A 20344-nucleotide genomic window follows, 5' to 3' on the forward strand; every position below is an offset into this window, starting at 1 on the left:
TCCCCTGGCGGCTGCGCTGAAGAAATCTGTTCATCCTTCGACAGGACGAAGGAATTTGCGGGAGTTGAACTGAAGATGGATGCGACAGGCAGGAAAAGCATGCGGGGAAAGGGTATGGGATGTTCGATGACGAGATGAAGACGGCCCGTCTGCTAATCGTGGATGACCAGCAGGCCAATGTCACCCTGCTGGAGCGCATCCTGCGCGGCCAGGGCTTCGCCAACCTCGTCTCCACCACGGATCCTCGACAGGTAGCGGACATTTATCGCCAGGGGCCTGTGGATATGGTTCTGCTGGATTTGTCCATGCCCTACCTGGATGGTTTTCAGGTCATGGCCTTGTTGCAGGAACTGGCGGGCGACGAGTTTCTGCCCATCATTGTGCTGACCGCCAATTCCGACCAGGACACCAAGCTGCGTGCCCTGGCGGCCGGTGCCATGGAGTTCCTGGGCAAGCCCTTCGATCTGGTGGAAGTACAACTCCGCATCCGCAACATGCTTCAGACCCGCCTGATGCACAAGGTCCTGCGGGGGCAGAACCAGCAACTGGAGGCGCGGGTGCGGGACCGCACCCACGAGCTGGACCAGACCCGTCTGGAGGTGATCCGCCGCCTGGGCCGGGCAGCGGAATATCGGGACAACGAAACCGGCCTGCACACCATTCGCATGAGCAACTACTCCATGCTGATCGCCCGCGCATCGGGCATGAGCGAGGCGGAATGCGAGCTGATCCTGAACGCCAGCCCCATGCACGATCTGGGCAAGATCGGCATTCCCGACGGCATTCTGCTCAAGCCTGGCAAGCTGGACGCCGAGGAATGGCGGGTCATGAAGACCCATCCCGCCATCGGTGCCGAGATCCTCATGGGCCACGAGTCCGACCTTATGCAACTGGCTCACCAGATTGCCCTCGCCCACCATGAAAAATGGAATGGCAGCGGCTACCCCCGTGGCCTCAAGGGAGAGAGCATTCCACTGGTGGCCCGCATCGTGGCGGTGGCCGATGTCTTCGATGCCCTGACTACGGCCCGGCCCTACAAGGCTGCCTGGTCGGTGGAGGATGCCCTGGCCTATATCCGTGCTCAGTCGGGGCTGCATTTCGAGCCTCGGCTGGTGGATTGCTTCCTTGCTGTGCTTCCCGAGGTGTTGGAAATCCGGCGCCGCTACGCCGAGCCCGGATAGGGTCTCCCGGTTTCCCCGTGAATCGGATCAGGCCTATCGTGGCTCATTTCAGGACAGCATCCCCGCCGAAGGGCCTTTGCATCGCACGGGGGCTTCATTTTTTGCCCCGGAGCCGATAGATTGTCGCCCCTGAACAATCAGAGCTAGGGCAAGCTATGGCCATCGAAATTCAGGAAAGTTTTCAGGTAGCCGCACCCGTCGAACGAGTGTGGGCGTTCATGCTGACGCCGGATAACGTCGTGTCCTGCATGCCCGGTGCCTCCCTGACCAGGATCATCGATGAAAAGAGCTTCGTTGGTGCCGTGAAGATCAAGATCGGTGCGGTGACTGCGCAGTACCAGGGCACCATCACCTATCAGGAGCTGGATAAGGCCAACTCCACCATCAAGCTGCTGGCCGAGGGGAATGAAAAGGGCGGCGGTACCGTGTCCGGTACCATCCTCACCTTCCTGAAGCCGCTGCCCGATGGTAGCGGCACCGAGGTGAGCTTCAAGTCTTCGGTGGACCTGACGGGCAAGATCATTCAGGTGGGGCGTGGCATGATCGAAGGCGTTTCCGCCCAGATCATCAAGAGATACGTGACCAATGTGCGGGCCTTGCTGGAAGTGCCGGCCGGTCAGGCTGCCACGCCTGCGGCTGTTGCGGCACCCGCCGCATCTGCTGCGCCTGCAATTGCTAATGCGTCCGCTGTGGCCGGCGTTCCTTCTGCGCCTGCTTCGCCTGCGGCGCTTGCCGCCGCTGCCGTCGCAGCCGCCAATGCCGCCGCCGATGCGGCTGCTGCCGCCGCCGCAGCAGCAGCAGCAGTTGCCGCTGTCCTTGCTGCCATGGCACCTGCTGCGCCGGCCCGCCCCTTGCCGAATAAGGAAGATACCCTGGATGTGGGCTCGGTGGTGTTCTCGGTGATGTGGACCGGCATCAAGCGCTTCTTCAAGCGCCTGTTCGGCCGGGCCTGAGTTGAATTTTTTGTTTTGAACTTGTTGAGGAGCGAACCATGAAAACCTTGAAAGCGGGAACGCGCCTGAAGAGCGCTGTGTGTGATGCGGAAGTGATGGTGGTGAAGGCCGGTGCCGGCGAAGTGGACCTGCGTTGTGGTGGTGCCGAGATGCTGGCCATGGCCGACGCCAAGCCTGCCGATGGGCAACTGGACGCGGCTTTGGCGGGGGGCACCCTGGTGGGCAAGCGCTACACCGATGGCGCCGAAACCATCGAACTCCTGTGCACCAAGGGCGGCAAGGGTTCTCTGGCCCTGAATGGCGAGGCCCTGGTGGTCAAGCAGGCCAAAGCTCTTCCTTCTTCGGACTGAATCCATGAATCTGGTAATGGCCCTGGAGATGGCGGCGGAGTGTTTCGCCGACCGTATCGCCGTGACCTCCGATGGCAAGAGCATGACCTACGGCGAGCTGCTGACGGCTGCCCGTACCGTGGCTGCGGACATCCGCGCCAGTGGTTGCAAGTATGTCGGCCTGCTGGACATCAACGGCCTTGGCGTTCCCGTCGCCCTGTTTGGTGCGGCTTATGCCGGTGTGCCCTATGTGCCCATCAACTACCGGCTCACCAAGCCCGAGCTGGAGGCCCTGCTGGAGCGGATCGCCCCGGCCTATCTGGTGACCGACGACACCTACATCAATCCACTGGTGGTGCCTGCGGGCATCCAGGTGATCAAGCGCGACGAGTTCTTGATCAAAGCGCGGAACACCGCCCTGACCCCGGTGGATGCGGCGCCGGGCGAACCCCGGGACATCGCCATCCAGTTGTTCACCAGCGGCACCACCGGCCAGCCCAAGGCGGCCGTGTTGCGCCACGAGAACCTGATGTCCTACATCCTGGGCACCGTCGAATTTGGCGGCGCTGCGGAAGAGGACGCGGCCCTGATCTCCGTGCCGCCCTATCACATCGCCGGCATTTCGGCGGTGCTGAGTTCCACCTACGCCTGCCGGCGCATGGTGCAACTGCCCAACTTCGATGCCGCCACCTGGCTGCAACTGTGCCGGGACGAGAAGGTCAGCAATGCCTTCGTGGTGCCCACCATGCTCTCCCGGGTCATCGACCACCTGGAAGCCAGCGGCGAGTCGGCCAATGTGCCCAGCCTGCGGGCTGTCGCCTACGGCGGCGGCAAGATGCCCCTGTCGGTCATCGAAAAGGCCATGGCCCAGATGCCGGGCGTGGACTTCACCAACGCCTACGGCCTGACCGAAACCAGCTCCACCATCTGCCTGCTGGACCCTGAGGATCACCGGGTCGGTTTTGCCAGCCAGGATCCGGCAATCAGGAAGCGCCTCTCCTCCGTGGGCAAGCCCCTGGGCACCATCGAAATCGAAATTCGCGACGAGGACGGCAAGCCCCTGGGGGCTGAAGAAGCCGGCGACATCTACGTGCGCGGTGGCCAGGTGGCCGGGGAATACCTGGGCCTGGGCAGCATGCTGGATGCCAACGGCTGGTTTCCCACCCGGGACCGGGGCTACCTGGATTCCTACGGCTATCTCTATCTGGACGGCCGGGCCGATGACGTGATCGTGCGCGGCGGCGAGAATATCTCCCCGGGGGAGATCGAGGACGTGCTGCTGACCCATCCGGCGGTGTCCGATGTGGCCGTGGTGGCCGTGCCCGACGAGCAGTGGGGCGAGGCTGTCGGCGCCGCCGTGGTGCTGAAGGAGAATGCCCAGGCCAGCGTGTCCGACCTGCAAAACTGGGTCAAGGACCGGCTGCGCTCCTCCCGGGTGCCGGCGGCCCTGATTTTCAAGGACAGCCTGCCCTACAACGAGATGGGCAAGGTGCTGCGCCGGGTAATCAAGCTGGAGTTCCAAAAAACATCCTAAGTGCCTATTTCAGCGGGGGACGTCCCCCGCTGAAATAGGTCAGGTGGCCTACAGCTTCGCCAGTTCGGCCTCCACTGCGGTGAGCATTTCCGGTGTGATCTTGCCGGCAGAGAAACCGGCCACCATTTTCAGAGAGAATCCCCGCGCCATTGCCAATTGGGGATTGCTGGAAAAGTCGGGCATATGCTTGTCCAGCGCCGTACGGGCAGCTTCGTTGTCAAGCAGGTCACCGACCTTGGAATCTAGATTAAAAGCCATGGTTTGTACTCTTTCCTTATCTTGGTTGTATCCCGAATAGAAGGGACCTTGGCAAGCCCCCGTATTGCAAACAGATCGAGTAAAGCATTTTCTCCCTCGCCCGGTAGCCCCATCGGTAGCCGTCAGTCCTGCCTGCTGATGAATTATCAGTCAGTAATATTCTTGAATAAAACATATATACCTACTCTGGGTACATGGGTGGGCGCGGGTATCTTCCAACCCTTGCGGTCAGTCTCTGAATAGCCATCGGCTCAAGCCGGTGGCCATTGCTTTGGTGCGTCGCCGGTATAATCCTCGGCCTCTCCAGGAAGCTCCCACCATGCGATATATCAGTACCCGCGGCCAGGCGCCGGCCGAATCCTTTTGCGACATCCTCCTGGGCGGCTTGGCCCCCGATGGCGGCCTCTATCTGCCCGAGACCTATCCCCGGATCACAACGGAGGAACTGGCCCGCTGGCGCGGCCTGTCCTATGCCGGGCTGGCCTTCGAAGTCCTCTCCAGGTTCATCACCGACATTCCGGCGGCGGACCTCAAGGCCCTCGTGGATAAAACCTACACGGCTGCCACCTACTGCCATGCACGGCCTGGCCGGGCGGCGGCGGACATCACGCCTCTCACCACCCTGGAGCCCGGCCTGCATCTGCTGGAGTTGTCCAACGGCCCAACCCTGGCCTTCAAGGACATGGCCATGCAGTTGTTGGGCAATCTATTCGAGTATGTGCTGGACAAGCGCGGCGAGACCATCAACATCCTCGGCGCCACCTCGGGGGACACCGGCTCTGCCGCAGAGTACGCCATGCGCGGCAAGCACGGGGTGCGGGTCTTCATGCTCTCGCCGGAAGGCAAGATGAGCGCCTTCCAGCGGGCCCAGATGTATTCCCTCCAGGACGACAATATCTTCAACATCGCCGTGCGCGGCATGTTCGATGATGCCCAAGACATCGTCAAGGCCGTGTCCAATGATGCGGCCTTCAAGGCCCAATACAAGATCGGCGCCGTCAATTCCATCAACTGGGCCCGGGTGGCGGCCCAGATCGTGTATTACTTCAAGGGCTATTTCGAAGCCACGAAGAGCAACGACGAGCAGGTAGCCTTCAGCGTGCCCTCGGGCAATTTCGGCAACATCTGCGCCGGGCATATCGCCCGTCAGATGGGACTGCCCATCGCCTGTCTGGTACTGGCCACCAACGAGAACGACGTGCTGGACGAGTTCTTCAGAAGCGGCGTGTACCGGCCCCGCAAGACCGCCGAGACCCATGTCACTTCCAGTCCTTCCATGGACATCTCCAAGGCCTCCAACTTCGAGCGCTTCGTTTTCGACCTGGTGGGCCGCGATCCGGCTGTGGTGCGCGAGTTGTGGCAGCAGGTGGATGGGGGCGGCGCCTTCGACCTGACTGGCACCTCCCACTGGGCCCGTCTGCCGGATTTTCATTTCGCTTCCGGCCGCAGTACCCATACCGACCGGCTAGCGACGATACGCGTCGTCTGGGAAAAATACGGCGTGATGATCGACACCCACACCGCCGACGGCGTCAAGGTGGCCCTGGAGCATCGGGAAGCTGGTGTGCCCATGGTGGTTCTGGAAACCGCCCAGGCGGTGAAATTCGCCGAGACCATCCGCGAAGCCCTGGGCCGCGAACCCCTCTGTCCTGCTGATCTGGAAGGGCTGGAGAAGCTGCCCCAGCGGGTGCAGGTGATGGACGCCGACGTGGCCGCCGTGAAGGACTTTGTCGTGCACCACTGCTGACCATGGGCGCCATCGACCAGGAGCAGGTCTGGAGCGCCCGCTATGCCGGGGTCGGGGAGGACTATCTGTTCGGTACCGTGCCCAATGCCTTCCTGCAAGACCAGGCCGTCCGATTGACGCCGAGACTTAGCGCTCTCTCGGTGGCCGACGGTGAGGGTCGCAATAGCGTCTGGCTGGCGGAGGAGGGTCTGACAGTGACTGCGGTGGAGATTTCTCCCGTGGCCCTGCACAAGGCCCGCCGTCTGGCGGAAAGCCGTCGGGCCGAGGTGAGTTTCATCCAGGCCGACCTGATGCAGTGGGACTGGCCCATGGCCGCCTACGATGTGGTGGTGGCGATTTTCATCCAGTTCGTGGGGCCCGCCGAGCGGGCGATTCTATTTTCCCGCCTGAAGCAGGCCCTCAAGCCTGGAGGCCTGCTGCTGATGCAGGGCTATACGCCCAAGCAGTTGGAATACGGCACTGGCGGCCCCTCGGTGGTGGAGAACCTTTACACCGAGGCCCTGCTGCGGGAGTCCTTCAAGGATTTCGAGATTCTGGAACTGCGCAGCCACGAGACGGTGATCGAGGAGGGCTGCGCCCACCGGGGCATGTCTGCCCTGATCGATCTGGTGGCGCGCAAGCTTCTTCGTTGATGTCCTATTTCCTGGTGACCGCCATGAGGTCGATCAGTCGTCCCAGGTTGCCCAGGGACAGCAGATGGGCATCGATCAGGGCCAGCCAGCCTTTCCGGAACAGTTCATCCACCGTGTCCTTGTCCAGTGCACGGTATTTGGTTTCGTTGATCACCGAGAAACCGCCCAGTTGGTAGGCGCCGCCGCCCTTGAGCTCGGCCCGGGCGGCCACCTCGGTCAATAGGTCTAGTTCGACGATGCGGCGCACGAATTCACGGGTGCGTCGGGTCTCCGCCTGGAACTCCCCCATGAAGGCGATGGCGTTGGCGAGGAAGGGAGAAGGTTCCCCGGCATCGTCGAACAGGCGCTGCCCTTTTGGGGCGCCCACCGAGGGGTGACCCTCGTCCACGCAGACCATCAGTTGCTCGTCCGGCGTGCCGGCCAGCACGAAGGGGTAGCGACGGATGAAGGCCGGGATGTAGCGGCCCTCCCATCGGCCGCCGGGACCGACGAAGAGATTCTCGTTGCTGCGCAGGCTCATCAGGGCCGTGGGGATAGGTGCCGCCCCCGCCTGGCCGGCGAATACGATGGGATATTCCCGGGCGGCCTCGAAGAACTCCACCACCGCCAGGGGCACCGAGTTGGTCCTGGCGCTGAAGCGGTATTCGCGAATTTCGCCCACCCGCAGTTCCCGGTGCAGGTCCTTGTCCAGGGCCACTGGCCGTCGATAGAAAAGTAGTTCGGCCACGCTTCAGTCCTCGCTTTCTGGGCGGTTGCGCATGTGGTCGGCCAGGCCTGCCAGAGCCTTGAACAGCGCTTCCCGCAGCGTCGGGTCGGCGGCCTGTTCAGCCAGGGCCTGATTCATGCACATCAGCCACTGGTCCCGTTCGGTAACGCCGATGGAGAAGGGCAGATGGCGGGCGCGCAGTTGAGGATGACCGAATTTTTCGATGAAAAGGTTGGGGCCGCCCAGATAGCCGGACAGGTACATGAAGAGTTTGTCCTCGGAGCCGGCCAGGCTGTCCGGGTGCAGGCGGCGGATCTCCCAGGCTTCGGGCAGGGTGTCCATCAGTTGGTAGAAGCGGTGGACCAGTTGGCGCAGGCCGGTCGCGCCGCCCAAGGCTTCGTAGGGGGTCTGGGTCTTGGCGGTATTCATGGCCGCGGCATCCTAACACGGGCGGTCAGGCCGCCTTCTTCCCGGGGCAACAGTTCCAGGCTGCCGCCATGCTGGAGGACGATCCGCTCCACGATGGCCAGGCCCAGACCGGCGCCGCCGGTGTTGCTGCGGGCCGTTTCCAGTCGGGCGAATGGCCGCTTGAGGCGCTCGGCCTCGGTGGGGGGAATGCCCGGTCCCCGGTCTCGCACTTCGATGACGAATTCATCAGGCTGGGGCGTCAGCAGCACCAGTTCCACTGGATGATTCGCGCCGCCATGGCGCAGGGCGTTGTCGATCAGGTTGACGATGGCCCGGCGCAGTCCCTGGGGCCTCAGGGGCAGGGGGGGCAGATCGGACAGGTGGGTCTCGATGGCGATGCCACGCCGGGCGTATTGGGCCGCCAGTTCCGCCAGCAGGCCTGGCAGATCGGTTGCCACTGCGGTCTCATCGCCATCGGTGCGGGCGAAATCCAGGAACTGGCCGATGGTCCGGTCCATTTCCTCGATGTCGGCTCCCATGCCGTCCCGCAACTCCCCGTCCTGCATCGCCAGTTCCAGACCCAAGCGCAGGCGGGTGAGGGGGGTCCGCAGATCGTGGGAGATACCTGCCAGCACCAGGGTCCGATCCTGGCTGAGTCTGGCCAGATCGGCGTTCATCTGGTTGAAGGCCCGGGCCACAGCAGTCAATTCCTCCGGACCGGATTCCGCCAGAGGGGGAGGGTGGTGGCCGGCGCCGATTTCACGGGCAGCTCCAGCAATGTCCCGCAAGGGGCGGGTCAAGCGCGACACGAAGGCGCCAGCGGCCAGGAGGGCGATGGACGCCGCCAGCAAGCCCCAGCCGATCCACTGAGAGGCATGGGAACGGGCGAAGCGTTCCCGGGGCAGGGCGATCCAATAGTCGTCCCCCTCGATCGGGATGCGCAGGAAGATGGCCCGTTCGCCCTGGTGCTCCATCAGCAACCGGGTGCGGGGCCCCAGGTTTTCCTGCAACTGCTCCTGGACCTGGGCCAGGAAGGGATCCAGGGGGCGGGATGACATCGGCTCTCCCTCTTCTGCTACGTAGAGGCGTATACCTTCCTGGCGGGAAAGCTCGTTCAGCAGTTCGTGGCGCTGGGCTGGGTGGGAAGCTACCAGAGCGGCCCGTGTCAGGTTGGCCACGCTGGTCAATAATTGAGCGAAATGCCGAGTCCGGGGCCCACGCTCCGAGTAGGCAAAAATCCCCGCCCAGGCCAGGGCGGAGAGCATCATGGCCAGAGCCAGCAGGAAGAACAGCCTCGCCAGCAGGGTGCGGAACATTCAGGCTGCCCTGACCGAAGGAAATCCCTGTGGGACAAGGGAGGCCTGCGCCCCCTCGGGGGGCAGCGAACGAAGTGAGCGTGGGGGTTGTTTCATCAGGCCTTCCGCCGGGCCGGCCTGACCGAAGGAAATCCCTGTGGGACAAGGGAGGCCTGCGCCCCCTTGGGGGGCAGCGAACGAAGTGAGCGTGGGGGTTGTTTCATTTCAGTCGGGGACGAAGACGTAACCGAAGCCGCGCACGGTCTGGATATGGCGGGGGCTGGCCGGCTCTTTTTCTACCAGTTTGCGCAGGCGGGAGATCTGCACATCGATGGCTCGGTCAAAGGCCTCGTACTCCCGGCCCCGTGCCAGTTCCGAGAGCCGGTCCCGGGAGAGGGGCTGGCGCGGATGGGTGACCAGCACCTTCAGCAGGGCAAACTCTCCGGTGGTCAGGGTCTGAATCTCCCCGTTGCGATTTAGGGTGCGCTGGCCCAGATCCAGCATGCATTCGCCGAAGCTTGCCTGGGCCGGTTCTTCCGCCGGCGCGCCCGGGACGGGGGCTACCCGGCGGCGCAGTACCGCATGGATGCGGGCCACCAGTTCCCGGGGGTTGAAGGGCTTGGGCAGATAGTCGTCGGCTCCCACTTCCAGGCCGACGATGCGGTCCACCTCCTCACCCTTGGCCGTCAGCATGATGATGGAGATCGGGTCGGAGGCGCCGCGTAGCCGCCGGCAAATCGACAGGCCGTCCTCTCCCGGCAGCATCAGGTCCAGCACCAGCAGATCGTAGTGTTCCCGGACCAGGGCATGGTCCATGGCAGCGCCGTTCTCCACAGCGCGGACGGTGAAGCCCTGGTCGCGCAGATAGCGTTCCAGTAGCTGGCGTAGGCGCAGATCGTCATCGACGATCAATATCTTGTCGGGGCGTGGGTTCATGGCGGCAAGAATACCGAAAAACGTCGGGAACAACCTCGACGTAACATCGGGTAACAAAGCCGCGATTGTCCGCAATCCGGCAAGGTGGTGAGTGCGGGACAATAATGCCTGTCCCCGCCCAGTTCTGGAGTCGCCATGTCGTCCCGTTCCTTACGTTATTCCCTGCTGGCCTGCGCCTGGGCGCTGGGCGCAGCTTCGGCGGGGGCGGTGGCGGATATGGGTTCGGCTCAGGTTGTCGGCGCGGCGGAACCAGCACTGCCTGGCGCAACCCTGTGTGCCAGCCTCTCGCCGGAACAGCGGGAGCAGATGCGCAGCCAGATCCGGGAATATCGGGAACAGATGTCCGCGGAGCAACAGCAACAGCGGCGCGAGAAAATGCGTGAGCGACGGGAAAGTATGTCTCCCGAGGAAAAACAACTGCTAAGGGAACGTATCCGGGAACATCGCCGGCAGCGGGAAGCGCAGCGCCTGGAAGCTCAGTAGCCGGAACCGAACCGGCCAATATCAGCCAGGCAGATATCCATGCCTGGCCGTCGTGGTCATCTTGTCATGGGTGCGACTCCAGCTTGGCAAGATCGGAACGCGTGATGGCCAGGGCCTCCATTAGAGCCGCACCGACCGACGCATCGGTGGCATCGGGACGTGTGGTGACCTCCAATGCGGTTCCCAGGAGGTTCACCGCAACAGTGAGCAAGGGCAAATTCGCCAGAACCGCGTCCACCGCCAGCAATTCGGGAGCGGCTGACTTGATGTTGATGTGGCAAGCCTTGGCACCAATGGTGTCTGGTGAAGTGGCTCCGAGCCTGGGTGCCGAGGCGAAGGTCGCTTGAGCGGCACGGGTCCGAGTGAGGACGTCTCCGAAGTTATCCTGTTGGACGATGTGGACCGCGAGGTCGGGGTGGCTCTGGAGTTGAGAGAGGAGAGCTTCCGCCTTCCTGAGGGCATCGAGAAGAAACGCATCCATGAGGTCGGCCTGCGCGCGGGTCAGTTCAGCCATTGATCGTCTCCTCGTTATTGATGTGCTGGCCTGTCGGTGGTGAAGTGATGTTCAGCAGGTCGCTGGGTCTGCGGCTGAAACCGTGGTAATGCCTTTCTTGATCTTTGGTAAATTTGCCAATTTGCACCGACGGTTTTCTTTTCCGGGCCTTGAACATTTTTCTACTTATCCCCTGGGTTGTTAATGCAGAAGCGGCAAAGCAATTTCCTTGCGCGATTTCTCTGTTATGTCAACCGCATTGGCGCGGAAGCCGGAGTGTGCTTGGTGGGGTGCGGCGAAGGTGGATTTCACCGTGATGAGCCGGCAAGAAATACCGTCATCAGGGCTGGTAGCCCGCAGGTCGTGATTTCCCAAAGATGGAAAAGATCGTTCCGGGGCCGGGAATCCCGATCTACTGCATCCGCATGGCTTCCTCGGCCCAGACCAGGGCGGCCTGATTGCTGTTTGTCAGTAGCTCGGGCGTGATGCTCAACTCGTTTGCCAGGCGGGCGGCCTGGTCGCTCCGGCCCCGTTCCATGGCGATGGACAGGCGCAGGTAACGTCCATAGATACCCTCGCTGCGCAGCAGTACCTGGGTCACCGATTCCGGCAGGTGCATGCGGGAAACAATCTTCTCTATGGGGATCTTCAGCAGGCTGTCCAGCAGAGAGAGCAAGCCCACCAGGAAAAGCTCGGACCCTGTCTGTCTGCCTCCCCGTCCCGCCACGCCCAACAGCTCAAGGAAGCGGGCCCTGGCCAGGGCCAGCTCCAGTAGGGTTTCGTCCAGGTCGTTGTGGTGGTTGCCGACCCGGAACATGGCGATCGCCAGCCAGCGGTAAAGATATTCCCGCCCCAGCACCACGATGGCCTGCTCCACGCTGGCCACGGGGGTGGCGAGCCCTGCCATGGGAGAGTTGGCCATGGCGATGACATGGACGGAAACGCCGGGGTCCCGCTTGGCTACAATGCCCAGGTCGTTCAGATCGGCGTCCCGGCGCAGCAGGTTGAGCATCTCGATCAGTACCAGCCGGCTTTCGTTGAGTTCCCCTTCCGGCGCTTCTTCGTCCGGCGAGGAAGCGAAGCCACCCAGGAAATAGTGAAAGCCGAGGGCACCACAAAGGCGCCGCTCCGCCCAGGCGCCGAGTCCGTCGGCGACCAGGGCCAGGTGGGGGTGACGCTGGCTGAGGGCCTGGGCCAGTTTTTCCAGGCGGGCTAGGGGGTATTCGCCGAAGTTCAGCAGGACTAGGTCCGCCAACAGGGCCGCTGGCGCAAGATCCTCGCTGTCCGTCAGTCCACGCAGGGCGATCTTTGCGCCCTCTGCCTTCATGGCTTTCAGGCTTTCACACCAGTCTTCCGTCAGGGGAGCGGGGGGTGGGGGCAGCAGCAGGGTGGTGTGTGGGCCGATGACGGGGGTGAAGTCATGGCGGTTCCAGGCCTCCACGGTGACGGGAATCATGGCCATGCGTCGCTGGGCGAAGGAGGCCACGGATTCATGACCCAGGGCGGTAAGGAAGGCTGTTGTGCTTACCGGCGCGGCATTGCCATAAGAATGGGCGAGGAATCGGTAGCCGCAGATGCGGTTGCGCTCGTCGAGAATTTCCTCCCGTTGTAACAAGGCCGGCGTTGGCGGCGGGGCAGGGGGCTTGACGGGAGGGGGCGCGGTCTTGCCGAAAGGATTGTCGGCGATGACAGGCTCGGGCTCTCCCAGCAGGGTGTGGCGGAAAAAGCTCTTGAGAGTCATGGCACCCTCCGGCCTGGATTGAAAGCGTGATTTCGGCTGTGCTTTACCTGGTCAATATTAGAACTGTTTCAGGGAATCGCACGGTCGTTATGGGGCCGTCAGCGCCTATTCGCCGCCTATTACTCCGGCCTGATTCTTCGCGGTATTGCCACGGCCGCTGGCGCTGGCGCTGGTGTTGCGGGTTTCGGCCTCGATGCGGGTGTTGCCCTGGAGGCGGACATTGCCGCTGCCGGCGCTGCCTGTCTCCGAGCGTGGAGCCGCCTGGCTGCTGCTTCTGGACAGGGCGGCATCCAGGCCTTCCAGGCGTTTTTCGTTGCGGGTGGGATGGAAGATGGCCGGGGGATCGGGCAGCACCCGGGGGGCGGCCTTGGGTTGGGCATAGGCCACCTGACCCGGGGCAATTTCGGTTTCGCCCTTGTCGTTCCTCAACACGGTGGCGCCGGCATTGACCTTGTTGTAGGTACCGGTGGGGGCGCTGCCGTCCCCCGGCAGAATGACCACGACCTCGTGGTCGGTGCCGCGGATGCCGATGGTGGCAGTGGGGGTCTGCAGGCGCACCCGCTGCGGGCTGCGGCGGCCCAGCCAGCCGGTGATGGTACGCATGGCGCCTTGCAGCAGGCTGACCACGCTGCCGTCCTTGTCACCGCCGCTGGCCTTGTGCTGGACCAGGTTCATGCGGGTATCGGCGCGGAGGGCGTAGACGCTGCCATCGTCCAGGCTGAGATGTATCTCGCCATTCTTGCCGGTGGACAAGGTGTCGCCTTCGTTCAGGGTATCGCCTACCTGGGGAATGCGGCTGTGTATCTGCTGGCGCCGGTTGACGATATGTGCCTCTCCTTCGACCAGATCGATGCGGCCGATGCTTGCCTTTTGTGCTGCAGCCTGTAATGGTACCTGGCCACTGGCCGGGCCTGCCTGGAGCAGGACGCAGAGGAGTGCGGCGATCATCGGCGGCAGGAAGGCGGTGAGTTTGAACGGGGCGGTCATGGCGAAGGCGGTTTATCAAATGGCCAGTCAGCAGTTTAGGGACTTTGAAGACGCCGTCCAGCCCCCGGAGTGAGGACTGGCTTCCGCTACAATGTTCTTTCCCTTTGGATTCGATCAGGAAGTGAGCATCATGAGCCGCTACGCCATTCCCTTTGAACAACTGCGCATGACCGACGTGGGCGAGGTCGGCGGCAAGAATGCCTCCCTGGGGGAGATGATCAGTCAGTTGGCTGCCTCAGGCGTGCGGGTGCCCGGGGGCTTTGCCACCACGGCCGAGGCTTATCGGGAGTTTCTGGCCCATCAGGGTCTGGCCGGGCGCATCAACGGCGCCCTGGATGCCTTGAATGTGGATGATGTGGATGCCCTGCTGAAGACCGGCGCCCAGATCCGCCAGTGGGTGATCGAGCAGCCCTTTCCGGCCAAGCTGGAGGAAGACATCAAGACGCTGTATGAAGCCCTGATCGCCGTCAGCGGCCACGATGCCTCCTTCGCCGTGCGCTCCTCGGCCACGGCGGAAGACCTGCCTGATGCGTCGTTTGCCGGCCAGCAGGAGACCTTCCTCAATATCCACGGCTACGAAAACATTCTCCACGCCATGAAGGAGGTATTCGCTTCCCTCTACAACGACCGGGCCATCGCCTACCGGGTGCACAAGGGCTTCGCCCATGCCGAGGTGGCCCTGTCCGCCGGGGTGCAGCGCATGGTGCGCTCGGATACCGGGGCGGCCGGGGTGATGTTCACCCTCGACACGGAATCGGGCTTTCCCGACGTGGTCTTCGTCACCGCCAGTTACGGCCTGGGCGAGACCGTGGTGCAGGGGGCCGTGAACCCGGACGAGTTCTATGTGCATAAGCCCACCCTGGCCCTGGGCAAGCCGGCGGTGATCCGCCGCAACCTGGGCTCGAAAATGATCAAGATGGTCTTTTCCGAGACCAAGCAAGCCGGCAAGTCCACCCTCACCGTGGAGGTGCCGGAGGCCGATCGCAATCGCTACGCCCTGACCGATGCGGATGTGCTGGAACTGGCCCGCTACGCGGTGATCATCGAGCAGCACTACGGCCGGCCCATGGACATCGAGTGGGGCAAGGACGGCCGCGACGGCAAGCTCTACATCCTCCAGGCCCGGCCCGAGACGGTGCAGTCCCAGTCCGGCGGGGTAGTGGAGAAGTTCCGCATCAAGCAGCATGGCAAGGTGCTCACCTCCGGCCGCGCCATCGGCCAGAAGATCGGCGTGGGGGCGGTGCGGGTGGTGAAGGACCCGGCGGAGATGAATCGGGTCCAGCCCGGCGACGTGCTGGTGGCCGACATGACCGACCCCAACTGGGAGCCGGTGATGAAGCGGGCCGCCGCCATTGTCACCAACCGGGGCGGGCGCACCTGCCACGCCGCGATCATTGCCCGGGAACTGGGCATCCCCGCCATCGTCGGCTGTGGCAACGCCACCAGCGCCCTGGAGGAAGGGGAGACGGTGACGGTGAGTTGCGCCGAGGGGGACACGGGCTACGTCTACCGGGGCCGGTTGGACTACGAGGTGACCCAGCAGGACATGGGGCAACTGCCGCCCCTGCCGGTGAAGGTGATGATGAATGTGGGCAACCCGGAGCTGGCCTTCGACTTTGCCCAGACCCCCAATGCTGGCGTGGGTCTGGCCCGGCTGGAGTTCGTCATCAACAACATGATCGGCATCCATCCCAAGGCCATCCTGGAGATCGACCAGGTGCCGGCCAGCCTGCGGGACGAGATCAAGCGCCGTTCCCGGGGCTATGCCAGTCCGGAGACCTTCTTTGTCGAAAAGCTGGTGGAGGGCGTGGCCACCATCGCCGCCGCCTTCTATCCCAAGCCCGTGATCGTGCGGCTCTCGGACTTCAAGTCCAACGAATACCGCAAGCTGCTGGGGGGCGAGATCTACGAGCCGGAGGAGGAGAACCCCATGCTCGGCTTCCGCGGCGCCTCTCGCTACATTGCCCACAGCTTCCGGGACTGCTTCGAGCTGGAATGCCGGGCCATGAAGAAGGTGCGGAACGAACTGGGGCTCACCAACGTGGAACTGATGGTGCCCTTCGTGCGCAACCTGGAAGAGGCCCAGGGAGTGGAAGCTCTCTTGGCTTCCCATGGCCTGAAGCGCGGCGAGAATGGATTGCGCCTGATCATGATGTGCGAGATTCCCTCCAATGCCCTGCTGGCGGAGCAGTTCCTGGAGCACTTCGACGGATTCTCCATCGGCTCCAACGACCTGACCCAGCTCACCCTGGGCCTGGACCGAGATTCGGGCCTGGTGGCCCATGCCTTCGACGAGCGGGACCCGGCGGTTAAGCTGCTGCTGTCCATGGCCATCTCCGCCTGCAACCGTCTGGGCAAGTACGTGGGCATCTGCGGCCAGGGGCCCTCGGACCATCCTGACCTGGCGGAATGGCTGATGGACCAGGGCATACAGAGCATTTCCCTGAATCCCGACACGGTGGTGGATACCTGGCTCAAGCTGGCGGCCCACGGGAAATAGGAGATCAAAAGATGGAACTGAACCCGGAATGGTGGCACTGGGCAGTGGCGGGGATCGTCCTGATCCTCTCCGAACTGGCCGTGCCGGCCTTCGTGCTGATCTGGTTCGGCGCAGGCGCCCTGCTGGTGGCCCTGTTGCTGGCCGTTGTCAGCATCGGCTGGACCACCCAACTGGCCCTCTGGCTGGTGGTGTCGGTGGCATTGACGATCATCTGGTTCCGCTTCTTCAAGCCCGGCCAGCTCAAGACTCGAGTTGGCGGTTCGGCTTCGGACGTGGTGGGGGAAGTGGGGCTGCTCTTCCATGGCGTGAGCCCTTTCGAGCGGGGCGAGGTCCGGCTGCAAAAGCCGGTGCTGGGGGCGGATGTCTGGCCCTGCATCGCCGATGAGGCGATCGCCACCGGCGAGCGGGTCAAGGTGGTGGCAGTGGAAGGCAGTCTGCTGAAGGTCGGCAGGGTCTGAGGTTTACATCAACTGAGGAGGACGGGACATGGAACTGTTTGTCGTTGCACTGCTGGTATTCGCCGTCGTCACCCTGATCAAGGGGGTGCGCATCGTGCCCCAGGGGGAAGAGTGGATCGTGGAGCGCCTGGGCAAGTACCACGGCACCCTGCTGCCGGGCCTGTCCATCATCATTCCCTATCTGGACCGCATCGCCTACAAGCTGGTGACCAAGGACATCATCCTCGACGTGCAGGAGCAGGAGGTGATCACCAAGGACAACGCGGTGATCCTGACCAATGCCATCGCCTTCATCAAGGTGACGGACCCGATCAAGGCAGTCTATGGCGTGACGGACTTCGCCGAGGCCATCCGCAACATGATCATGACCACCCTGCGCTCCATCATCGGCGAGATGAACCTGGACGAGGCACTGACCAACCGGGACAAGATCAAGGCCCGGTTGCGGGAGAGCATCGCCGACGAGGCCATCGACTGGGGCCTGACGGTGAAGTCGGTGGAGATCCAGGACATCAAGCCATCCGAGTCCATGCAGAAGGCCATGGAGGCCCAGGCTTCCGCCGAGCGGGAGCGCAAGGCCATGGTGACCAAGGCCGAGGGCAACAAGCAGGCCACCATCCTCAATGCCGAGGCCCAGTTGCAATCGGCCCGACTCCAGGCCGAGGCCCAGGTGACCCTGGCCGAGGCCAGCGCCGAGGCCATCAAACGTGTTGCCGCCGCCATCGGCCAGGAAGATGCACCGATGCGCTATCTGCTGGGAGAGAAATACATCGGCGCCATAGGCAATCTGGCCAAGTCGGACAATGCCAAGACGGTGGTGATTCCTGCCGACCTTCAGGAAAGCTTGAGGGGTCTGTTGGGCCGCAAGCAGGGTTGACGCGGAGAGCGTCGCCTGCAATGGCGTCTCCTCTGTTGCAGGGACTGCCGCCTATCATCGATGCAGGCACCCGGGTGCTGATCCTGGGCAGCTTTCCTTCTGTGGCCTCCCTGGAGGCTGGGCGTTACTACGCCCATTCCCGAAACCAGTTCTGGCCGATCCTGGCCCAGGTGCTGGCTTGCCCCCTCCAGTCCATGCCCTACGGGGAAGTCCAGGCGGCGCTGAGGCAGGCCGGCCTGGGCATCTGGGATGTCTATGGCCGTTGCCGGCGTCAGGGCAGCCTGGACAGCGCCATCCAGGACGGTGAGCCCAATGATTTTCAGCGATTGAGCAGTCTGGCTCCTCATCTGGAACGGGTCTGTTTCAACGGCAGTATGGCGGGGAAATTCGCGCCCCGGCTGGCGGCCCTGGGCTACGAGGTACGGTTGCTGCCCTCCACCAGTCCCGCCTATACCCTGGCCTTCGAGCAGAAACTGGAATGCTGGAAGGAAGTTCTCGTTCCGGCCCTGACGCGGAAAATTTCCTTGGCTCGGTGCGGCACCCGCAACACGGGGTAAAATCGCGCCCCGCTGGTCATGGGCCTCGGTAGCTCAGTGGATAGAGCAACCCCCTCCTAAGGGGTAGGTCGGACGTTCGATTCGTCTCCGGGGCGCCAGTTCAACGACTAGCACTTGCTGGCGCTTCCGTGTATGCACTGGAACGCTGCCGTTCTTACATCAGAGTTATCGGGCCTGCCATGTTCGATTTTGTTCGCAGTAACCGCCGTATCGTTCAACTCGTTCTTGCTGGCATTACCTTGCCGTTCGCGTTCTGGGGCGTGGAATCCTATGTGAGCAATGTGGGTGCCAGCAATGATGTGGCGACCGTGGGAGGAAGCAAGATCAGTCACCAGGAATTTCTTCAGAGCCTCCAGACTCAGCAGGACCGCCTGCGCAGCGCCGCCGGACGGCCGGTTCCACAGGAAATGTTGGATACGCCGGAGATTCGCCAGGAAGTCCTCAACAACCTGATTGATCAGCGCTTGTTGCTACTGCATGCGTCGAAGGTCGGCATTGGCGTGGGTGACGCGCAACTGGCCCAGTTCATTGCCAGTGTGCCTTCGTTGCAGGAGGGCGGAAAGTTCTCCAAGGAAAAATACGAGGCCCTGGTGGCGGCCCAGAACATGAGCAAGGAGGTGTTCGAGGCTCGCCTGCGCCAGGATATGTCCATCCAGCAGGCCCTGGGTGCCGTCAGCGCGGCCATGCCGGGACGTAGCGGTGCCGACCGCTGGCTGACGGCCCAACTGGAGGAGCGAGAAATCGCCGAATTGTCCTTTACGCCCGAGCAGTTTCAGGGGCAGGTGAAGCTCGGGGCCGATGCCTCCAAGACTTACTACGAGAGCCATCGGAGCGTCTTCGAGGTTCCCGAGCAGGTGCGGGTCGAGTTCGTGGCCCTGACCCGGCAGGCGCTGATGGACCAGGTAAGCGTCAGCGACGAGGAGGCCATGGCTTGGTACAAGGGGCATGCCGATCAGTATCGGCAGCCGGAGGAGCGCCGTGCCAGTCATATTCTGATCCTGGCCGATAAGAATGCCGATGGGGCCGCTGTCAAGACCGCATCGTCCAAGGCCGAGGACCTGCTGGCCAAGATACGGAAGGCGCCTGGCGACTTTGCGGTCCTGGCCCGGCAGAACTCCCAGGATCCCGGCTCGGCGGCGAAGGGCGGAGACCTGGATTGGTTCCGTCGTGGCATGATGGTCAAGCCTTTCGACGATGCCGCCTTCGCCCTCAAGGAAGGGGAAGTCAGCGGGGTGGTGCGCTCCGATTTCGGTTTCCACATCATCAAGCTCACCGGCCTCAAGCCCGAAAAGATTCGGGCCTTCGAGGAAGTGCGGGGCGAAATCCTGGCCCAGTTGAGCCAGCAGACTGCTGCCCGCAAGTTCACCGAAGCCACCGAAAGTTTCAGCAATATCGTCTATGAACAGGCGGATAGCCTGCAACCGGCGGTGGATAAGTTCAAGCTCAAGTCCATGCAGAGCGGGTGGTTCACCAAAGATGGCAAGGGTGCCGGTCCCCTGGGCCATCCCAAGTTGCTGGCGGCGGTGTTCTCCGACGATGCCATCAAGAACAAGCGCAACACCGAGGCGGTCGAAGTGGCGCCGGACACACTGGTTTCCGCTCGGGTGCTGGAGCACAAGCCGGCCGCGCTACGTCCCCTGGAGGAGGTGAAGGGCGAGATCGAGCAGCACCTGGTTCGGGAGGAGGCGGTCAAGCTGGCCCGCCAGGCGGGCGAGGCGGCCCAGGCTCGGGCTGGCAAGGGAGATGCCGAGTTCAAATGGGGTGCGAGCCGCAGTGTGCCGCGGCTGGGGGCGGCCAATATCGGACGTGAGGAATTGCAGGCAATATTCAAGGCTGACGGGACCCGGATGCCGGCCTATGCGGGTGCCGCCAGAGGGGATGGCAGCTATGTGCTCTATCGAATTTCCCAGATCAGGCCCTTCAAGGGAGGGGACGAGGACAGTCGGGTCCAGGCCCTGCGTCAGCAATACAGCCGTGTCGTCGCCGGCGAGGAATTCAGCGCCTGGTTGGGTAGTTTGCGCCAGCACTATGGCGTGGAAATCCACCAGAAGGCCCTGGAGACTAAAGAGCGCTGATCCGGACTCCCCGATCTTGCTGTGCGATTGGGGGTTTAACGTGAAGAACGAGCTTTCCCGCCGGGCCGTCCTGACCGAAGGAAATCCCTGTGGGGCAAGGGAAAGCGGCGGGCGGCGCCAGCCGCAACCCCTCGGCGCTGCCCCGGAGCGCCCCGTGAAATCGAGCGGAGCGAGCCGTAGCTGCCCCCCCAGGT

Annotated in this window: 21 protein-coding genes and 1 tRNA gene; 13 read left to right on the top strand and 9 right to left on the bottom strand. The window is 63.1% G+C overall.

The genetic code is table 11. The features are described from left to right. Window positions 1–119 precede the first annotated feature (119 nt). The 4 genes from DENOEST_RS06545 to DENOEST_RS06560 all read left to right on the top strand — a co-directional run bounded on the left by DENOEST_RS06545 (window position 120) and on the right by DENOEST_RS06560 (window position 3997). On the top strand, window positions 120–1181 hold the full coding sequence (locus tag DENOEST_RS06545; RefSeq protein ID WP_145769658.1) for an HD domain-containing phosphohydrolase: 1062 nt from the start codon (window positions 120–122) through the stop codon (window positions 1179–1181). Between the two features lie 155 nt (window positions 1182–1336). After that, window positions 1337–2134 (top strand): CoxG family protein, encoded by a 798-nt coding sequence (locus tag DENOEST_RS06550; protein WP_145769659.1) that lies wholly within the window; start codon window positions 1337–1339, stop codon window positions 2132–2134. A 38-nt stretch (window positions 2135–2172) separates the two neighbouring features. Then, window positions 2173–2484 (top strand): hypothetical protein, encoded by a 312-nt coding sequence (locus DENOEST_RS06555; protein WP_183148217.1) that lies wholly within the window; start codon window positions 2173–2175, stop codon window positions 2482–2484. Window positions 2485–2488: 4 nt separating this feature from the next. Further along, a complete protein-coding gene (locus tag DENOEST_RS06560) occupies window positions 2489–3997 on the top strand; it encodes a class I adenylate-forming enzyme family protein (protein WP_145769660.1) in 1509 nt (502 codons plus the stop codon). A 48-nt stretch (window positions 3998–4045) separates the two neighbouring features. Here DENOEST_RS06560 and DENOEST_RS06565 read toward each other — a convergent pair whose 3' ends face one another. Then, on the bottom strand, window positions 4046–4255 hold the full coding sequence (locus DENOEST_RS06565) for a hypothetical protein (RefSeq protein WP_145769661.1): 210 nt from the start codon (window positions 4253–4255) through the stop codon (window positions 4046–4048). A gap of 319 nt (window positions 4256–4574) precedes the next feature. Here DENOEST_RS06565 and thrC point away from each other — a divergent pair, with 319 nt between their 5' ends. Beyond that, window positions 4575–6002: a threonine synthase gene (gene thrC, locus DENOEST_RS06570; RefSeq protein WP_145769662.1), complete on the top strand. Its 1428-nt coding sequence runs from the start codon at window positions 4575–4577 to the stop codon at window positions 6000–6002. Window positions 6003–6004: 2 nt separating this feature from the next. Then, on the top strand, window positions 6005–6634 hold the full coding sequence (locus tag DENOEST_RS06575; protein WP_145769663.1) for an SAM-dependent methyltransferase: 630 nt from the start codon (window positions 6005–6007) through the stop codon (window positions 6632–6634). 4 nt (window positions 6635–6638) lie between these two features. Here the strand turns inward: DENOEST_RS06575 and DENOEST_RS06580 are convergent, their stop codons facing one another. The 4 genes from DENOEST_RS06580 to ompR form a co-directional block, all read right to left on the bottom strand. Continuing rightward, entirely contained in the window at window positions 6639–7361 is a 723-nt protein-coding gene (locus DENOEST_RS06580) for a SapC family protein (protein WP_145769664.1), read from the bottom strand. A 3-nt stretch (window positions 7362–7364) separates the two neighbouring features. Further along, the gene (locus DENOEST_RS06585; protein ID WP_145769665.1) at window positions 7365–7769 is read right to left on the bottom strand and encodes a group II truncated hemoglobin; all 405 of its coding nucleotides are present in this window, start codon (window positions 7767–7769) and stop codon (window positions 7365–7367) included. Then, window positions 7766–9064 (bottom strand): ATP-binding protein, encoded by a 1299-nt coding sequence (locus tag DENOEST_RS06590; protein ID WP_145769666.1) that lies wholly within the window; start codon window positions 9062–9064, stop codon window positions 7766–7768. The genes DENOEST_RS06585 and DENOEST_RS06590 overlap by 4 nt, the downstream gene beginning before the upstream one ends. A gap of 204 nt (window positions 9065–9268) precedes the next feature. After that, window positions 9269–9979, bottom strand: coding sequence for an osmolarity response regulator transcription factor OmpR (gene ompR, locus DENOEST_RS06595; protein WP_145769667.1), 711 nt, complete (start codon window positions 9977–9979; stop codon window positions 9269–9271). A gap of 135 nt (window positions 9980–10114) precedes the next feature. On the opposite strand from ompR, the gene DENOEST_RS06600 reads away from it, so the two are divergent. Further along, complete coding sequence (locus DENOEST_RS06600; protein WP_145769668.1) at window positions 10115–10462, top strand: hypothetical protein; 348 nt, start codon at window positions 10115–10117, stop codon at window positions 10460–10462. 64 nt (window positions 10463–10526) lie between these two features. Here DENOEST_RS06600 and DENOEST_RS06605 read toward each other — a convergent pair whose 3' ends face one another. The 4 genes from DENOEST_RS06605 to DENOEST_RS06620 form a co-directional block, all read right to left on the bottom strand. Continuing rightward, on the bottom strand, window positions 10527–10976 hold the full coding sequence (locus tag DENOEST_RS06605) for a hypothetical protein (protein ID WP_145769669.1): 450 nt from the start codon (window positions 10974–10976) through the stop codon (window positions 10527–10529). After that, on the bottom strand, window positions 10969–11133 hold the full coding sequence (locus DENOEST_RS06610; RefSeq protein WP_170228110.1) for a hypothetical protein: 165 nt from the start codon (window positions 11131–11133) through the stop codon (window positions 10969–10971). The genes DENOEST_RS06605 and DENOEST_RS06610 overlap by 8 nt, the downstream gene beginning before the upstream one ends. A 234-nt stretch (window positions 11134–11367) precedes the next feature. Further along, window positions 11368–12696: an EAL and HDOD domain-containing protein gene (locus DENOEST_RS06615; protein ID WP_145769670.1), complete on the bottom strand. Its 1329-nt coding sequence runs from the start codon at window positions 12694–12696 to the stop codon at window positions 11368–11370. Window positions 12697–12801: 105 nt separating this feature from the next. After that, the gene (locus tag DENOEST_RS06620) at window positions 12802–13683 is read right to left on the bottom strand and encodes a FecR family protein (RefSeq protein WP_197970545.1); all 882 of its coding nucleotides are present in this window, start codon (window positions 13681–13683) and stop codon (window positions 12802–12804) included. 130 nt (window positions 13684–13813) lie between these two features. Between DENOEST_RS06620 and ppsA the strand changes: the two genes are divergently transcribed. The 6 genes from ppsA (at window position 13814) to DENOEST_RS06650 (ending at window position 20150) form a co-directional block, all read left to right on the top strand. After that, the gene (gene ppsA, locus DENOEST_RS06625) at window positions 13814–16183 is read left to right on the top strand and encodes a phosphoenolpyruvate synthase (protein WP_145769671.1); all 2370 of its coding nucleotides are present in this window, start codon (window positions 13814–13816) and stop codon (window positions 16181–16183) included. An 11-nt stretch (window positions 16184–16194) separates the two neighbouring features. Then, window positions 16195–16641, top strand: a complete 447-nt coding sequence (locus DENOEST_RS06630) for an NfeD family protein (protein WP_145769672.1) — start codon at window positions 16195–16197, stop codon at window positions 16639–16641. Between the two features lie 28 nt (window positions 16642–16669). Continuing rightward, entirely contained in the window at window positions 16670–17518 is an 849-nt protein-coding gene (locus DENOEST_RS06635; RefSeq protein WP_145769673.1) for an SPFH domain-containing protein, read from the top strand. Between the two features lie 20 nt (window positions 17519–17538). Then, complete coding sequence (locus DENOEST_RS06640; RefSeq protein WP_145769674.1) at window positions 17539–18075, top strand: DNA-deoxyinosine glycosylase; 537 nt, start codon at window positions 17539–17541, stop codon at window positions 18073–18075. A 22-nt stretch (window positions 18076–18097) separates the two neighbouring features. Then, window positions 18098–18173, top strand: a tRNA-Arg gene (locus DENOEST_RS06645). A gap of 81 nt (window positions 18174–18254) precedes the next feature. Continuing rightward, window positions 18255–20150, top strand: a complete 1896-nt coding sequence (locus tag DENOEST_RS06650; RefSeq protein WP_145769675.1) for a SurA N-terminal domain-containing protein — start codon at window positions 18255–18257, stop codon at window positions 20148–20150. Window positions 20151–20344 lie beyond the last annotated feature (194 nt).

Origin of the sequence: Denitratisoma oestradiolicum (assembly GCF_902813185.1) — a bacterium.
GTDB lineage: Bacteria > Pseudomonadota > Gammaproteobacteria > Burkholderiales > Rhodocyclaceae > Denitratisoma > Denitratisoma oestradiolicum.

Excerpts from the sequence above, each read along its gene's own strand:
- DENOEST_RS06650 (WP_145769675.1), top strand. The coding sequence starts at position 18,255 with ATGTTCGATTTTGTTCGCAGTAACCGCCGTATCGTTCAACTCGTTCTT.
- DENOEST_RS06590 (WP_145769666.1), bottom strand. The coding sequence starts at position 9,064 with ATGTTCCGCACCCTGCTGGCGAGGCTGTTCTTCCTGCTGGCTCTGGCC.
- DENOEST_RS06585 (WP_145769665.1), bottom strand. The coding sequence starts at position 7,769 with ATGAATACCGCCAAGACCCAGACCCCCTACGAAGCCTTGGGCGGCGCG.
- DENOEST_RS06600 (WP_145769668.1), top strand. The coding sequence starts at position 10,115 with ATGTCGTCCCGTTCCTTACGTTATTCCCTGCTGGCCTGCGCCTGGGCG.
- ppsA (WP_145769671.1), top strand. The coding sequence starts at position 13,814 with ATGAGCCGCTACGCCATTCCCTTTGAACAACTGCGCATGACCGACGTG.
- ompR (WP_145769667.1), bottom strand. The coding sequence starts at position 9,979 with ATGAACCCACGCCCCGACAAGATATTGATCGTCGATGACGATCTGCGC.
- DENOEST_RS06605 (WP_145769669.1), bottom strand. The coding sequence starts at position 10,976 with ATGGCTGAACTGACCCGCGCGCAGGCCGACCTCATGGATGCGTTTCTT.
- DENOEST_RS06630 (WP_145769672.1), top strand. The coding sequence starts at position 16,195 with ATGGAACTGAACCCGGAATGGTGGCACTGGGCAGTGGCGGGGATCGTC.
- DENOEST_RS06615 (WP_145769670.1), bottom strand. The coding sequence starts at position 12,696 with ATGACTCTCAAGAGCTTTTTCCGCCACACCCTGCTGGGAGAGCCCGAG.
- DENOEST_RS06550 (WP_145769659.1), top strand. The coding sequence starts at position 1,337 with ATGGCCATCGAAATTCAGGAAAGTTTTCAGGTAGCCGCACCCGTCGAA.
- DENOEST_RS06620 (WP_197970545.1), bottom strand. The coding sequence starts at position 13,683 with ATGACCGCCCCGTTCAAACTCACCGCCTTCCTGCCGCCGATGATCGCC.
- thrC (WP_145769662.1), top strand. The coding sequence starts at position 4,575 with ATGCGATATATCAGTACCCGCGGCCAGGCGCCGGCCGAATCCTTTTGC.
- DENOEST_RS06610 (WP_170228110.1), bottom strand. The coding sequence starts at position 11,133 with ATGTTCAAGGCCCGGAAAAGAAAACCGTCGGTGCAAATTGGCAAATTT.
- DENOEST_RS06575 (WP_145769663.1), top strand. The coding sequence starts at position 6,005 with ATGGGCGCCATCGACCAGGAGCAGGTCTGGAGCGCCCGCTATGCCGGG.
- DENOEST_RS06565 (WP_145769661.1), bottom strand. The coding sequence starts at position 4,255 with ATGGCTTTTAATCTAGATTCCAAGGTCGGTGACCTGCTTGACAACGAA.
- DENOEST_RS06545 (WP_145769658.1), top strand. The coding sequence starts at position 120 with ATGTTCGATGACGAGATGAAGACGGCCCGTCTGCTAATCGTGGATGAC.
- DENOEST_RS06635 (WP_145769673.1), top strand. The coding sequence starts at position 16,670 with ATGGAACTGTTTGTCGTTGCACTGCTGGTATTCGCCGTCGTCACCCTG.
- DENOEST_RS06555 (WP_183148217.1), top strand. The coding sequence starts at position 2,173 with ATGAAAACCTTGAAAGCGGGAACGCGCCTGAAGAGCGCTGTGTGTGAT.
- DENOEST_RS06560 (WP_145769660.1), top strand. The coding sequence starts at position 2,489 with ATGAATCTGGTAATGGCCCTGGAGATGGCGGCGGAGTGTTTCGCCGAC.
- DENOEST_RS06640 (WP_145769674.1), top strand. The coding sequence starts at position 17,539 with ATGGCGTCTCCTCTGTTGCAGGGACTGCCGCCTATCATCGATGCAGGC.